Annotated in this window: 16 protein-coding genes; 12 read left to right on the forward strand and 4 right to left on the reverse strand. The window is 43.2% G+C overall.

Going from position 1 to position 13,353, the window contains the following annotated elements; all coding sequences use genetic code 11:
- Positions 1 to 8: 8 nt before the first annotated feature.
- The 5 genes from K4H96_RS05270 (at position 9) to K4H96_RS05290 (ending at position 4,209) form a co-directional block, all read left to right on the forward strand.
- Positions 9 to 737 (forward strand): ABC transporter ATP-binding protein, encoded by a 729-nt coding sequence (locus K4H96_RS05270; RefSeq protein ID WP_223336756.1) that lies wholly within the window; start codon positions 9 to 11, stop codon positions 735 to 737.
- Positions 730 to 2,250, forward strand: coding sequence for an ABC transporter permease/substrate-binding protein (locus tag K4H96_RS05275; protein WP_223336757.1), 1,521 nt, complete (start codon positions 730 to 732; stop codon positions 2,248 to 2,250). Before K4H96_RS05270 ends, K4H96_RS05275 begins: the two co-directional genes overlap by 8 nt.
- 150 nt (positions 2,251 to 2,400) lie before the next feature.
- Positions 2,401 to 2,718: a TfoX/Sxy family protein gene (locus tag K4H96_RS05280; protein WP_032912004.1), complete on the forward strand. Its 318-nt coding sequence runs from the start codon at positions 2,401 to 2,403 to the stop codon at positions 2,716 to 2,718.
- Positions 2,719 to 2,809: 91 nt separating this feature from the next.
- A complete protein-coding gene (locus tag K4H96_RS05285; RefSeq protein ID WP_223336758.1) occupies positions 2,810 to 3,475 on the forward strand; it encodes a SatD family protein in 666 nt (221 codons plus the stop codon).
- Positions 3,472 to 4,209 (forward strand): DUF3307 domain-containing protein, encoded by a 738-nt coding sequence (locus K4H96_RS05290; RefSeq protein WP_125401561.1) that lies wholly within the window; start codon positions 3,472 to 3,474, stop codon positions 4,207 to 4,209. The genes K4H96_RS05285 and K4H96_RS05290 overlap by 4 nt, the downstream gene beginning before the upstream one ends.
- A 59-nt stretch (positions 4,210 to 4,268) precedes the next feature.
- On the opposite strand, the gene K4H96_RS05295 is transcribed toward K4H96_RS05290, so the two are convergent.
- Positions 4,269 to 5,030 carry a DNA/RNA non-specific endonuclease gene (locus tag K4H96_RS05295; protein ID WP_002895710.1) on the reverse strand — a complete coding sequence of 254 codons (762 nt, stop codon included), beginning with the start codon at positions 5,028 to 5,030 and terminating at the stop codon, positions 4,269 to 4,271.
- Positions 5,031 to 5,223: 193 nt separating this feature from the next.
- Here K4H96_RS05295 and K4H96_RS05300 point away from each other — a divergent pair, with 193 nt between their 5' ends.
- From K4H96_RS05300 to K4H96_RS05330, 7 genes are all read left to right on the forward strand, one after another.
- Positions 5,224 to 5,805, forward strand: a complete 582-nt coding sequence (locus K4H96_RS05300) for a GrpB family protein (protein ID WP_223336759.1) — start codon at positions 5,224 to 5,226, stop codon at positions 5,803 to 5,805.
- Positions 5,802 to 6,413 (forward strand): class I SAM-dependent methyltransferase, encoded by a 612-nt coding sequence (locus K4H96_RS05305; protein ID WP_125401563.1) that lies wholly within the window; start codon positions 5,802 to 5,804, stop codon positions 6,411 to 6,413. Before K4H96_RS05300 ends, K4H96_RS05305 begins: the two co-directional genes overlap by 4 nt.
- An 11-nt stretch (positions 6,414 to 6,424) precedes the next feature.
- On the forward strand, positions 6,425 to 7,048 hold the full coding sequence (locus K4H96_RS05310) for a Type 1 glutamine amidotransferase-like domain-containing protein (RefSeq protein WP_223336760.1): 624 nt from the start codon (positions 6,425 to 6,427) through the stop codon (positions 7,046 to 7,048).
- Between the two features lie 104 nt (positions 7,049 to 7,152).
- Positions 7,153 to 7,986 carry an alpha/beta fold hydrolase gene (locus K4H96_RS05315; protein WP_227956402.1) on the forward strand — a complete coding sequence of 278 codons (834 nt, stop codon included), beginning with the start codon at positions 7,153 to 7,155 and terminating at the stop codon, positions 7,984 to 7,986.
- A gap of 29 nt (positions 7,987 to 8,015) precedes the next feature.
- Positions 8,016 to 8,513, forward strand: a complete 498-nt coding sequence (locus K4H96_RS05320; RefSeq protein WP_223336762.1) for a GAF domain-containing protein — start codon at positions 8,016 to 8,018, stop codon at positions 8,511 to 8,513.
- Complete coding sequence (gene dnaX / locus K4H96_RS05325; RefSeq protein WP_223336763.1) at positions 8,513 to 10,183, forward strand: DNA polymerase III subunit gamma/tau; 1,671 nt, start codon at positions 8,513 to 8,515, stop codon at positions 10,181 to 10,183. The genes K4H96_RS05320 and dnaX overlap by 1 nt, the downstream gene beginning before the upstream one ends.
- A gap of 38 nt (positions 10,184 to 10,221) precedes the next feature.
- Positions 10,222 to 10,413: a DUF3272 domain-containing protein gene (locus K4H96_RS05330; protein WP_002895701.1), complete on the forward strand. Its 192-nt coding sequence runs from the start codon at positions 10,222 to 10,224 to the stop codon at positions 10,411 to 10,413.
- 52 nt (positions 10,414 to 10,465) lie between these two features.
- Here the strand turns inward: K4H96_RS05330 and birA are convergent, their stop codons facing one another.
- The 3 genes from birA to K4H96_RS05345 form a co-directional block, all read right to left on the reverse strand.
- Positions 10,466 to 11,401, reverse strand: a complete 936-nt coding sequence (gene birA, locus K4H96_RS05335; RefSeq protein WP_223336764.1) for a bifunctional biotin--[acetyl-CoA-carboxylase] ligase/biotin operon repressor BirA — start codon at positions 11,399 to 11,401, stop codon at positions 10,466 to 10,468.
- Positions 11,402 to 11,417: 16 nt separating this feature from the next.
- Positions 11,418 to 12,419: a LacI family DNA-binding transcriptional regulator gene (locus K4H96_RS05340; protein WP_223336765.1), complete on the reverse strand. Its 1,002-nt coding sequence runs from the start codon at positions 12,417 to 12,419 to the stop codon at positions 11,418 to 11,420.
- 82 nt (positions 12,420 to 12,501) lie between these two features.
- A complete protein-coding gene (locus tag K4H96_RS05345) occupies positions 12,502 to 13,332 on the reverse strand; it encodes an AraC family transcriptional regulator (protein WP_223336766.1) in 831 nt (276 codons plus the stop codon).
- Positions 13,333 to 13,353 lie beyond the last annotated feature (21 nt).

The following is a 13,353-nucleotide window of genomic DNA, read 5'->3' on the forward strand; positions in this document are numbered from 1 at the left end:
GACAAACAATGATTGAATACAAAAATGTAGCGCTAAGCTACACAGAAAAGGATGTCTTGAGAGATGTCAACTTACGGATTGAGGATGGTGAATTCATGGTTTTAGTTGGGCCATCTGGTTCAGGTAAGACGACCATGCTCAAGATGATCAACCGTCTCTTGGAACCTACAGATGGTGATGTTTACATGGATGGCAAGCGCATTAAGGACTATGATGAGCGTGAGCTGCGCCTTTCTACAGGCTATGTCTTACAGGCTATTGCCCTCTTTCCCAATCTAACGGTGGCTGAAAATATCGCTCTCATTCCTGAGATGAAAGGATGGAGCAAGGCAGATATTCAGCGGAAGACTAATGAATTGCTGGAGCTAGTGGGCTTACCTGCTGAAGACTATGCTCAGCGTATGCCGAGTGAGCTGTCAGGCGGTGAGCAGCAAAGGGTGGGCATTGTCCGTGCCATTATCGCCCAACCCAAAATCCTGCTGATGGACGAGCCTTTTTCTGCTCTTGATGCTATCTCGCGTAAGCAATTGCAGAGCTTGACCAAGAGTATCCATGACCAGTTTGGGATGACGACAATCTTTGTGACTCATGATACGGACGAGGCCTTGAAATTGGGGAATCGGATTGCTGTTCTGCAGGAAGGAGAGATTCGTCAAGTGGCGACACCTGAGGAAATCTTATCTGCACCTGCGACCAGCTTTGTAGCAGATTTGTTTGGAGGTGTTCAACATGGCTAATTTGTTTTCTACCTTTCAGGAGCGCTTTGGCGAATGGTTGGCAGCCTTAGGGCAACATCTCCAGCTGTCTCTTCTGACCTTACTAGTGGCTATCTTCTTGACCATTCCGCTCGCTATCTATCTTCATAGTCACAAAAAAGCAGCCAATTGGGTGCTGCAAATTGCGGGAATTTTTCAAACCATTCCTTCAATGGCTTTGCTGGGGCTCTTTATCCCTCTCATGGGGATTGGTACACTGCCAGCACTGACTGCTCTGGTGATTTACGCTATTTTCCCGATTTTAGAAAATACTGTCACGGCTTTGAATGGGATTGATCCTAGTTTAGAAGAAGCCGGAATCGCCTTTGGGATGACCAAGTGGGAGCGACTCAAAAAGTTTGAACTGCCTCTAGCTATGTCCGTCATCGTTTCTGGAATTCGGACGGCAACGGTTATGATTATCGGAACAGCAACTCTGGCAGCCCTTGTCGGAGCTGGTGGACTAGGTTCTTTTATCCTTCTAGGAATTGACCGTCGCAATGCCAGTCTGATCTTGATTGGAGCTATTTCATCCGCAGTTTTGGCTATTCTTTTCAACAGTCTCCTTAAATGGATGGAAAAGGCTAAGCTTCGGACTGTATTTACAGCTTTTGCTGTCTTAATACTCGGGCTTGGCGCTTCTTATACGCCAAGTTTTCTACCGAAACAGGAGAAGGATCATCTGGTTATTGCTGGGAAATTGGGTCCAGAGCCAGAAATTCTCATGAATATGTATAAACTCCTCATCGAGGAAAATACGGATATGACTGTGACAGTCAAACCAAACTTTGGAAAAACCGACTTCCTTTATCAGGCTTTAAAGAAAGGCGATATTGATATCTATCCTGAGTTTACAGGTACGATTACTGGAACTCTCTTGCAGCCTGCTCCAAAGGTTAGCAATGATGCTGAAGAAGTTTTTGAAGCAGCACGTGATGGAATCAAAAAACAGGACAATCTAGTCTTGCTCAATCACATGGCTTATCAAAATACATATGCCATCGCAGTACCTAAGAGTGTCGCCAAAGAATACAATCTTAAAACCATCTCTGATCTTAAAGCAGTCCAAGATAAGCTCAAGGCAGGGTTCACCTTGGAATTTAACGACCGTGAAGATGGGAACAAGGGACTTCAATCTGTCTATGGACTGAATCTCAATGTGTCAACCATGGAACCAGCCCTTCGCTACCAAGCTATCCAGTCGGGTGATATTCAAATCACGGATGCCTATTCGACTGACGCAGAACTTGCGCGTTATGATTTACAAGTTTTAGAAGACGATAAACATCTTTTCCCTCCTTATCAAGGGGCACCTCTCCTGAAGGCTGAATTGTTAGAAAAACACCCTGAATTGGAAGGTGTTCTTAATAAGCTGGCTGGTAAAATTACGGAAAGCCAGATGAGTCAGATGAATTATCAAGTTGGCATTGAAGGCAAAAAAGCGGAAGCTGTTGCGCGTGACTATCTGGTCAAGGAAGGACTTCTAAAAAAATAAGAAGTAAAAAAGTTAGACTTGTAAGGTCTAGCTTTTTTGCTTACTTGAGGATAGACAAACTACGGATTGAAGGAGATGAGTTAATCTCTTGGTCAGGAAATCTTCATCCATTTTTGGTATAATAAAGTATCAATGCGTGGAGGTGTTTCGATGGCATCTAGTCAAGAATATTTGGATTTTATCCTGAAGCAGCTGGAGGGCTTAGGCCAAGAAATCAGCTTTCGCAAGATGATGGGGGAATATCTGCTCTATTATCGAGGTCGCTTATTTGGCGGGATTTATGACAATCGCCTGATGATCAAGCCGGTCCAGCCAGCTCTGGATTTTTTTGAAAATCCAGTTTATGAGTCCCCTTATCCAGGCGCAAAGCCAATGCTTCGTATAAAAGAAGTAGAAGGCGCTTCCTTTCTCTGCAGTTTGATTGAAGCTTCCTATCCTGCCTTACCAGCACCAAAAAAGAAAAAATAGTTTTTCCTTTTCAATGGATATTCTAAAAAGTTGCCATTCAAATAGACATTTTTAAAATTTTCCTTTATAATGGACTTAAAGGAGGTTTGGTATGCTTTATATTGCTCTTATTGGAGATTTAATAGAATCCAAACAGCTGAAAAATCGCAAGCAGGCACAGAAGGACCTGCAGGACATGATGGCGGTGCTAAATCAGGATTATCGGGATTATCTGGTGTCACCTTTCACGGTGACGACTGGAGATGAGTTTCAGGCTTTGCTACGGCCTAATCCAGAGATCATGCAGCTCCTTGATCAGATTGCCTTGGGCTTTCCTCACCCGATTCGCTTTGGACTTGGTCTGGGGGAGATTGTGACGGACATCAATCGAGAGCAGAGTATTGGTGCGGACGGTCCGGCCTACTGGAGGGCACGCGCGGCCATTGATGTTATTCATGAGAAGAACGACTATGGTAGCAGCCGTATAGCTGTATCCTTGGGAGATGAAGAGCTCAGTCAGGCGGTCAATACGGTGCTGGCAGCTACTTCATTTATCCAGAGTAAGTGGAATACCAGTCAGAGAGAGGTTCTGGAGCGGATGCTTATGGAATATATCTATGACGAGAATTTTTCTCATGGAGAAATAGCAGAGCTGCTGCAGATTAGTCCCAGTGCGCTTAGTAAGCGGCTTAAGTCGTCTGGTCTGAAGATCTATCTGAGAAATCGCCGTTTAGCTATGAGAATGATTCTACAGGCAGCAAAGGAGGCTGAACAATGACAAATTTTATGGGATTTTCGGAATTTTTCATGCAGAATCCGATTCTTGTATTGACTTTGCTGGCTCATGTACTAGCTGATTTTCAGCTTCAAAGTCAGAAAATGGCCGACCTAAAAAGCCGGCGGATGAATTTTTTGATTCTCCACTTGGGAATTGTTCTGCTGCCCTTGTTGCTCTTGGGACTCATCTTACCTAATTATCTGCTATATTTCGCCTTGGTCTGGTTCAGTCATGCGCTTATTGACTTCTTGAAGAATAGGCTGAATTCATTGATTGTCCGGCATCATGCTCAAAAGCTTGCCTTTATACTGGATCAGATCTTGCATCTGATTAGTATTTTTGCTCTTTATTTTCTCTTAGGGCAGCAGCAAATTCCAGTTCCTAATTGGCTGTCTGAGCGTTATCTCATGCTGCAGGCTCTCTTTTTCTTCGCACTTACTGGTAAGCCAATTAATATCCTCTTTAAACTCTTCTTCAGTAAGTATCAGGCAGGAGAAGACAGTGGGGAGACTATTGCGGGGGCTGGTGCCATGATTGGGATTTTAGAGCGCTTGATTATGGGACTTTCTCTTATTTTCGGGCAGTTTACTGCCATTGGGCTAGTCTTTACGGCTAAGTCTATTGCCCGCTATAATAAGATTTCAGAAAGCCAGTCCTTTGCTGAATACTACCTGATTGGCTCGCTTTTCAGTATGATTGCAGTCTTGTTGGTTTATGGCTGTCTGTATTGGTAAAAAAATAAAAAAACAGATCATCATAGCGATGGTCTGTTTGTATGTTCTGATCTATAACTCTACTCAATCATGGTATTGACAGCAGTGCCTGTCTGGTAGTCAATCTCTGCATTTGGAGAAACATTGTCCAAGAGGACATGAGACATTCCGTCTTCATCTATGGTTTCCTTGCCTCCTAGCTGGATGCTGACAACATTGCCTTCTGCGTCAAGCCCGACATACTGGAGCTCAATCTTGCGAGGAAGAAGCTCATTGTCCGTGTAAATCGGAGTAACCTTGTAATCCAGCCAATAATCTGGATTTTCCTCTAACCAGCGCTCCAAGCGATGTTCATAATAGAGCATGCTATCTGGGTTATTGTCATCCAGTCCTTGGAAACTGCCAGAGTTGAGCCAAGCGGTCATCGGAACGAGGTTTTTCCCTTCGTTATTGAGGCCGCTGAAAGTGAAGCCAATCAGATGAGCTCGATTCATGAGCCAAGCCCTATCATCTCCATTTCCGTAGTAAAATTTGTAATTGTGCCAACCGATGGGATTGTAAGTGACCTTGGTCTCCTTTTTCTTTTTGGCTTTGTGTTGCTCCTGCATTTGTACATGAGCAGCAGTAGCCCGACCGTATTTGTCCTTTTTCCCAAGCTTTAGCTGATACTCTCCATTCAACTCCAGAGTGCCGATAGCTGTTTCATCGCTATGGTTAAGCAGCTGGACCTTAATCTGGTTCTTCTGATTGGCAGCAACATTTTCTGCAGGAAGAGCCTGTGAAAGTAACAACAAAGAGCCGGCTGACAGGACAAGCCAAGTGCCAAACCTAAACTTTTTCATAAAGAACTCCTTTTAAATAATATATCTCCGACATCATTCTACTAAAAAATAGATTGTTTGACAACTAAAACTTTTCAAAAATATTACAAAAATAAATATCTGTTCAATAAGTGCAGGGTTTGACTAGGATGTGTATTTTTCCTATAATCATAACTAGAGAAAACGCTTGTATAAATTACCTAAGGAGGTGCTTATGAGTCCATCTTTAGAGGAAATGTCGCTCGAGGAGCTGTGGCAGCTTTTTCCGATTTTTTTAAGAGGGCATCAGGATGAGTGGAAAGATTGGTATGAGGAGGAACGGCTTCAACTCTTGAGTTTTTTGCCAGAACATCAGATCGTTCGTCTTAGCCATATTGGCTCAACATCGGTAAAGACCATCTGGGCTAAGCCTATAGTGGATATTTTACTGGAAATTCCTAAAGAAACAGATATGACGGTAATGAAAGACTTGCTGCTGCAAAATGGTTATCTGCTCATGTCGGAAAGCCAAGGGCGGATGTCATTCAATAAAGGTTACACACTGAGTGGTTTTGCCGAGCGGGTTTTCCATCTGCATCTGCGCTATGAGGGTGATCATGATGAACTTTACTTTAGAGACTATTTACAGGAGCACCCTGCTGTAGCTAAAGACTATGAGAAGCACAAACTGTCCTTGTGGAAGCAATATGAGCACAATCGTGATGCCTATACAGAGGCGAAAACAGATTTTATCAAGAGCTATACAGAGGAAGCTAAAAAGCTTTATGGCAGAAGATATGAGAGGGAAAACAGATGATTTATCCAATTATTGGCTTTCTGATTATTCTTGCTTTTCTTTACTTGATTTACCAATCAAAGAGACCGTCTGGCTTTATAGGGCTATGGATGATGAAATTATGGAATCGTGTTTATATGCCCATGGTTGTTTGGGCGGTCAGTCAGCTGGGTCATAAGAAGCTATTTCATGCTATTTTGGATGTTGGAGTTGGAAATGGGGAATCCTCGAAATATTTGAAAAAACATTTTCCTAATAGTCGAGTTTTGGGGATTGATATTTCTTCTACTGCCATCAGAGCAGCTGAAAAATTGGCTGAGCCTGGCCTATCTTTTGAGGTGAAAAATGTTGAGAATACAAATCTTCCGGTTGAGAAATTTGATTTGATTACAGCCTTTCAGACTCATTTTCATTGGTCAAATCTAACTCAAGCGTTCCTAGAACTTAAGCGGATACTTAAGCCAGATGGAATCATCTTACTGGCATGTGAATGGAGCAAATTAGCTTATTACCAACCAGACTTTACAAAGCAAGAAAAACTGGAAAACTATTTGACAGATTTGGACCTGCATCTCATCGATAGTCAAAGAAAGGATCAATGGATTCTTTATAAGATCGTTAAAAAATAAGGAGGTATCCTATGAAACAATTATTTTTATGTTCATATTTTGCGGGAGTCAAGAACTTGTTCAGACAATATGCATCTGAAAAGCAATTGGGCAAACATGTGCTTTTTATTCCGACGGCTGGAAATGTAGAAGAGTACAGAGGTTATATTGACGAAGCCCTGCAGACATTTGCAGATTTGGGATTTCAAGTAGAAATTTTAGATATTTCAGCTTGTGATAGAGAGACAGCTCAGGCCAAAATTTTCCAAAGCAAACTCCTCTATGTCTCTGGCGGCAATACTTTTTACCTTCTGCAAGAACTAAAGAAAAAGCAGCTTCTGTCCTTGATAAAAGAACAGATTGCGGATGGCATGGTTTATGTGGGCGAATCTGCTGGTGCTATCATCACAGCCAAGGACATTGACTACAATAAGCTCATGGACGATAAAGGAGTTGCAGCAGAACTACACGATACAGGGGCACTAAACGAGGTGGATTTTTATGTTCTTCCTCATGTTGGCGAAGAACCCTTTGTTGAAAGTGCCCAGGCCACTCTGGATACATACAGCGACCAGCTGAATCTGCTTCCCCTCAATAATCGCCAAGCTGTGCTTGTGGAGGGTGAAGAAGTGAAGGTTTTGGAGGAGGATAAGTAAGCAGGGTATATTTTCTAGTGGACCTACTCGAGAAACTCTAATAAGAGGAATGAGTGCAATTGCGATAAACTAGATTAAACAAATTAGAATGCGAGTGTTGAACTTTGATTGAAAAAACATATGAAACACCAAGTGGAATAATTCATTATTGGACAAATGATGCTGTTGAATCAACCCAAAGCGATCTTATCTTTTTACCTGGGCTAACTGCTGATTATAGGTTATTTGAAAAACAAATAGAATATTTTAAAGATACATATAGAGCCTTGGTTTGGGACGCACCTGGACACGCTTCATCTTATCCATTTCGTCTCGATTTTACTTTATTTGATTTAGCAASTTGGCTRGATRRAATATTTRTCAAAGAGAGAATARAAAATCCAATAGTAATTGGTCAGTCAATGGGAGGATATGTAGGACAGGTTTATGCTCAACTTTTTCCTGAGAAATTAAAAGGYCTTGTTACGATTGATTCACCWTCCCTKCAAAGGAAGTATTATACAGCTATGGAATTGTGGCTCTTAAAAAATATGGAGACAATTTATAGAATCTATCCATGGAAATTTCTTTTGAAATCAGGCCCTAAAAGCGTATCAACAACAGACTATGGAAGAAAACTGATGTATGATATGATGATGATTTATGATGTCGATCAAGAAAGGTATGCTCGTCTTGTGGGATACGGATATAAGATATTTTCAGAAGCAGTGGAGAAGAAACTTTCCTWTGAAGTAAAATGTCCACAATTGGTTATATGTGGAAAAGAAGATCGTGCAGGGTCTTGTATACGATATTTGAAGGCCTATGAAAGAAATACTGGGAAGTCTGTTCAATGGATTGATAAGGCGGGGCACAATTCTAATACCGACCAACCCGATATTGTAAATAGACTGATTAATGAATTTTTGAATAACAAAATTAAAGAAAAGCTTGGTTGAAAGACCGGCTTTTTGATATAATAGAAGCTATGAACACAAAAGAAAAAATTTCAAATTATCAACTTTTACTGGCTCAGCTAGAAGCCTTGTTGGAGGGGGAGACCAATGCTTTGGCTAATCTTTCCAATGCTAGCGCCTTGCTCAATCAAGCTTTGCCTCATTCGGTTTTTACTGGTTTCTATCTTTTTGATGGGAGTGAGCTGATTTTAGGGCCTTTTCAGGGTAGTGTTTCCTGTGTCCATATTGCGCTAGGCAAGGGGGTCTGTGGGGAGTCTGCTGAGAAAGAGCAGACCATTATCGTAGATGATGTGAGCCAGCATGCCAACTACATCTCCTGTGATAGCCGGGCTAAGAGCGAAATTGTGGTGCCCATGGTAAAAGACGGTCGTCTTCTTGGAGTGCTGGATTTGGACTCGGTCTTGACGGGGGATTATGATAAGGTAGATCAGGAATATCTGGAAAAGTTTGTTCAGATTTTGCTTGAAAAAACGATTTGGAATTTTGAAATGTTTGGAGAAAAAGCCTAATGTATCAAGCTTTATATCGAAAGTACCGCAGTCAGACCTTTGGTCAGCTGGTGGGTCAGCAGGTAGTGGCTACTACTCTGCGACAGGCTGTGGAGCAAGGGAAAATCAGCCATGCTTATCTCTTTTCTGGCCCACGTGGAACAGGGAAAACTAGTGTTGCTAAGATTTTTGCCAAGGCTATGAATTGTCCGAATCAAAAGGACGGCGAGCCTTGCAATGACTGCTATATTTGTAAGGCCATTACTGAGGGAAGCCTTGAAGATGTCATAGAAATCGACGCAGCTTCTAATAATGGAGTAGATGAGATTCGTGACATTCGGGACAAGTCAACCTATGCGCCTAGTCTTGCTAAGCACAAGGTCTATATCATTGACGAGGTCCACATGCTCTCGACTGGGGCTTTTAACGCATTACTCAAGACCTTGGAAGAACCGACAGAAAACGTGGTCTTTATCCTAGCGACGACAGAGCTGCATAAGATTCCGGCGACCATTCTTTCCCGCGTCCAGCGTTTTGAGTTTAAGTCTATCAAGACGCAGGACATTATTGGTCATATTGAGTGGATTTTAGATCAGGAAGGCATTGACTTTGAGCAGGAAGGTGTGCAGATTATTGCTCGCCGAGCTGAGGGCGGTATGCGGGATGCCCTATCTATACTTGACCAGGCTCTTAGCTTAACTCAGGAAAATCGTTTGACTACAGACATTGCCGAAGAAATCACTGGCTCTATCAGCTTAGGAGCCTTGGATGCCTATGTAGCAGCCTTGATTGCTCATGATGCAGTTACAGCCTTGGATAATCTCAATCTGATTTTTGATAGCGGCAAAAATATGGCCCGTTTCGTAACGGACCTCCTGCAATATCTGCGTGACTTGATTATTGTCAAAACTGGCGGGGAAAATCATCATGCCAGCGAGCTCTTTCTGGAAAATCTCAAGACACCGCAGGACACTCTTTTTGCCATGATTGATATGGCGACCAAGAGTTTGGCAGATATCAAGAACAGCCTGCAGCCTAAGATTTATACAGAAATGATGACCATTCGACTGGCAGAGACCAGCAGTCTTCCTACGGTAGCAGCTATTCCAGATAATCTAGCCGATGAGCTTAAGGGATTGAGACAAGAGATTGATAGTCTTAAGCAGCAGCTGGCTAATGGCAATGGGAAACCTGCAGCAGCTGTCAAAACTTCGGATATTCGACCGCAGAAGTCTAAGGGCTATCGAGCAGACCGCAATAAGGTCAATGCCATCCTAGAAGAGGCTGTTGAGAATCCTAGTCTGGCTCGCAGCAACCTGACCAAGCTGCAGAATGCTTGGGGCGAGATTATCGAAAGTCTGGCTGGAGCTGATAGGGCCTTGCTGGCAGGATCGCAGCCGGTGGCGGCCAACGAAAGCCACGCTATCTTAGCTTTTGAGTCTAATTTCAACGCTGAGCAGACCATGAAGCGGGATAATCTCAATACCATGTTTGGCAATATCCTCAGCAATGCGGCAGGATTTTCACCAGAGATTTTGGCTATTTCCTTGGAAGAGTGGACCAAGATTCGGGCGGATTTTTCGGCTCGCAGCCGCAATGGCAAGGCAGAGGTTGAAGAGAAGGAAGAGGAAAGCTTGATTCCAGAGGGATTTGACTTTTTAGCAGAAAAAATTACCATTCAAGAGGATTAAAAAAAGATTTTTCTAGGCTTTCGTGTTATAATAAATCTATGAACAGACGACAATTTATTGTGATGGCTGTTTTTACAGCCTTAGAAACCTATTTTTTCAATGAATCTATCATGGCGGGGCGCTATTTTATGGCTGCTTTCTGGGCAGTTTTAGTGCTGCGCAATCTGCAGATTTCCTATGTCATGGGGCGGATTGTGGATGAAATCGATAAACATTTAGGACCGAAATAATGAAAACAGGACTGAGCTATGAGACTCAGTCCTTTTGAAATGAATATTTTGATTACCAACTGGTCAGCGAGACTTCGCCGCTATTGAGCCAGATTTCCTGACCATCTGTCAGCTGGACTAAAAGTTGCCCGCTGTCTGAGATATCCTTGGCCAAACCTTGGTAGTCTACGCCTTTTTGACTAAAGGTCACTTGTCGTCCCAGCACCAAGGAGCGCTCCTTGTAGAGGTAGATGAGCTCTTCTGGGTCGCTTTCGTAGAAGCATTTCCAAATCTCGGCAATGAGCTCATTGCGACTAATGGCTGGTTTCTCTTCAAAGAGGGAGCCGGCTTTTTCTTTGATGTCGGCTGGAAAATCTTTAATGAAAAAATTAAAGCCAACACCGATGATGACATCGGTGACGAGACCTGTCTCGATAGAAGTTGTGGCCTCGGTCAGGATGCCGGAAATTTTCTTGTTTCGATAGTAAATGTCATTGACCCACTTGATATCAACTTCCATAAGAGTTAGATTTTTCACTGCCTTGTAAATAGCTCCTGCGGTCAAGATAGTATAGGAGGGGAGCTGGTCGAAGGGGAGGTTGGGCTTGAGGTGGAGAGACATGTAAAAGCCGCCCTGGCTGGGGCAGAAGAAGGCACGACCGAAACGGCCACGGCCAGCAGATTGGGCAGCAGCCAGATAGAGAGTGTCGGCAGGGCGTCCGGCCTCCATGCCAGCCTTGGCGTCCATCTGAGTGGACTGGCAGTCAGGATTAAAGGAGACCTGAACAGGTGAGTTTGCCTCAATCCAATCAGGAATCAGCAGGTCACCCGCTGTCAATCGATAGCCCCGGTTCTTGACGGATTCGATTTGGAGGCCTTCTTTCTCCAGTTTTTGGATGGCTTTCCAAATGGAAGTTCGTGAAATGCCCAATTCTTGGGCTATTTTTTCACCGTTGACATAGTCGTCAGCCTGGCTGAGGATGTCAAAGATTTTTTCGTAGGTTTTCATAGGCGGCCTTTCTAACTTAATGGCTGCTTTCTCTTAGTGTCAGCTTGGTTGAGAGCTTAATCATGTAAGGGATGGGGCTTTCGTCAGTTTTAATCATCTGGTCCAGCATCTGCAGAGCTTGCTTGCCCATTTCCTCTGTAAAGACTGTCACAGTGCTGAGAGGCGGATAGACGTATTTGGCGATGGATGTATCATTAAAGGAAATAATCTGGACATCTTGGGGAACAGCTATTCCCGCTTCCTGAAGAGCACGGAGGGCACCGACTGCCAGAGCATCGCTGGCTATGAAAAATGCTTTGGGCATCTGTTCTTTTTGTTCGTCAATCATGTCTTTCATCAGCTGGTAGCCCGACTCTGAGGAGAACTTGCCTGTCTTGACATAAGTCGGCTGATAAAGACCTTTGTCACTAAGGTAACGGCAGAAGCAGGCCAAGCGCGGATCGTCAAGACTTGTCGTTCCGTCTGCGGTCTCTTCACGTCCAGCAATCATACCGATTTCTCGAAAGCCCTGCTGAAGAAAATGGTCGAGAACATGAGTAACGGCATGCTCAAAGTCCGTTGTCACACAGCTGTGGCCTTGGTCGAGCGTATCGCTATCCACGAAAACCAGAGCAGGACTGTATTGCTCCAGCTCCTTGACTTGCTTGCTGCTAAATTTTCCGATGGCAATGATGCCGTCAATCTGCTCTAGCTGGCTTAGAGAGTCGTTGTTGAAAATCCGTACGATATCATAGCCCAGTTCCTGGGCTTTCTTTTCGATGCCTAAGCGGATGGAGTAGTAGTAAAGATCATCCAGCTCTTCCAGCTCGGTGTACCATTCGACGATAGCGATGCGATGGGTCTGAGGTGCAGTCTTTTTCTGCCTTTTGCTTTTTTTGTAATTGAGCTGTTCAGCGATATCGAAAATCTTCTTACGCGTCTCATCGCTGACAGACATGGACTTGTCATAGTTCAAAACCCGCGAAACAGTTGCGGGAGAAACACCAGCAGCCTGGGCGATATCTTTGATAGTAGCCATTTGATTTGGTCCTTTTTAATTTACTGTCTACATAAATTATAACTCAAAAATTAGTAAATAACAAAGATATGTTTAGTAAAACTTAACTTTGTTCTCGAAATGAACTGGGTGAAAAGCCAAAATATTTTTTAAAAGCCTTTGAAAAGTAAAGGGGGTCTGAGAAACCGACAGAATAGGCGATAAATTGGATAGGTTCGTGAGTACTTTCTAGGAGTTGTTTGGCTCGGTGCATTCGGACATAGTCTAGATATTCTTTTGGTGAGCTTTGGTGTTCTTCCTTGAAAATGGTTGTTAAGTAGCTACGATGAACGGACAACTTAATTGCCATATCTTGAATGCTGAGGTTAGGATTGGGATATTGAGTGTCAATTATCTGCTTGCAGGCTAGATAGAGTTGCTGGCTTGCAGATAGGGTATTTGCTTGGGGTTTATAGGCAACGCTGCCCAAGTGAAAGATGAGTTCATAAAGTTGGCCCATAATGTGGAGTTGAGCTAGTTGGTTAGATTTGGTCTGCTCGGCGAAGTAAACCAAGTTCTCAACAATTTTCCCAATCCTATCTGTTTTTCGTTCCTGGTTAGCAAGTAGGTAGCAGTCTTCGGAAATCTGTGAGTGATTGAAGTAGTCATAAACCCTACCGCCAGTCATTCCCAGCCAGTAGTAAGACCAAGGTTCTTCTTTGTCAGCCTGATAAAAGGTAAGTTCATTTGGCTTGAGCAGAAAGAGATCTCCAGCTTTTAAATCGACAATTTTACCTTTGTAATGAAATTGACCTTTTCCCTTGTTAACGTAATGAAGTACATAGGTATCTCTAATTGCTGGCCCAAAAGAGTAGTTAGGAGTGCACTCTTCGTATCCGTAGAAGCTAAGTGCAAGATCAATTGTTCCTGTTTGGTATTCTGAAAAAACAAGCATATTCTGCCTCCTACCTAACAT

The sequence above is a fragment of the Streptococcus sanguinis genome, assembly GCF_020729765.1.
GTDB lineage: Bacteria > Bacillota > Bacilli > Lactobacillales > Streptococcaceae > Streptococcus > Streptococcus sanguinis_Q.

What these genes read in the sequence shown, in the direction of transcription:
- K4H96_RS05285 (WP_223336758.1), top strand. Translation starts at nt 2,810, where the DNA reads ATGCTTTATATTGCTCTTATTGGAGATTTAATAGAATCCAAACAGCTG.
- birA (WP_223336764.1), bottom strand. Translation starts at nt 11,401, where the DNA reads ATGAAAACCTACGAAAAAATCTTTGACATCCTCAGCCAGGCTGACGAC.
- dnaX (WP_223336763.1), top strand. Translation starts at nt 8,513, where the DNA reads ATGTATCAAGCTTTATATCGAAAGTACCGCAGTCAGACCTTTGGTCAG.
- K4H96_RS05270 (WP_223336756.1), top strand. Translation starts at nt 9, where the DNA reads ATGATTGAATACAAAAATGTAGCGCTAAGCTACACAGAAAAGGATGTC.
- K4H96_RS05290 (WP_125401561.1), top strand. Translation starts at nt 3,472, where the DNA reads ATGACAAATTTTATGGGATTTTCGGAATTTTTCATGCAGAATCCGATT.
- K4H96_RS05310 (WP_223336760.1), top strand. Translation starts at nt 6,425, where the DNA reads ATGAAACAATTATTTTTATGTTCATATTTTGCGGGAGTCAAGAACTTG.
- K4H96_RS05305 (WP_125401563.1), top strand. Translation starts at nt 5,802, where the DNA reads ATGATTTATCCAATTATTGGCTTTCTGATTATTCTTGCTTTTCTTTAC.
- K4H96_RS05345 (WP_223336766.1), bottom strand. Translation starts at nt 13,332, where the DNA reads ATGCTTGTTTTTTCAGAATACCAAACAGGAACAATTGATCTTGCACTT.
- K4H96_RS05275 (WP_223336757.1), top strand. Translation starts at nt 730, where the DNA reads ATGGCTAATTTGTTTTCTACCTTTCAGGAGCGCTTTGGCGAATGGTTG.
- K4H96_RS05330 (WP_002895701.1), top strand. Translation starts at nt 10,222, where the DNA reads ATGAACAGACGACAATTTATTGTGATGGCTGTTTTTACAGCCTTAGAA.
- K4H96_RS05280 (WP_032912004.1), top strand. Translation starts at nt 2,401, where the DNA reads ATGGCATCTAGTCAAGAATATTTGGATTTTATCCTGAAGCAGCTGGAG.
- K4H96_RS05320 (WP_223336762.1), top strand. Translation starts at nt 8,016, where the DNA reads ATGAACACAAAAGAAAAAATTTCAAATTATCAACTTTTACTGGCTCAG.
- K4H96_RS05340 (WP_223336765.1), bottom strand. Translation starts at nt 12,419, where the DNA reads ATGGCTACTATCAAAGATATCGCCCAGGCTGCTGGTGTTTCTCCCGCA.
- K4H96_RS05300 (WP_223336759.1), top strand. Translation starts at nt 5,224, where the DNA reads ATGAGTCCATCTTTAGAGGAAATGTCGCTCGAGGAGCTGTGGCAGCTT.
- K4H96_RS05295 (WP_002895710.1), bottom strand. Translation starts at nt 5,030, where the DNA reads ATGAAAAAGTTTAGGTTTGGCACTTGGCTTGTCCTGTCAGCCGGCTCT.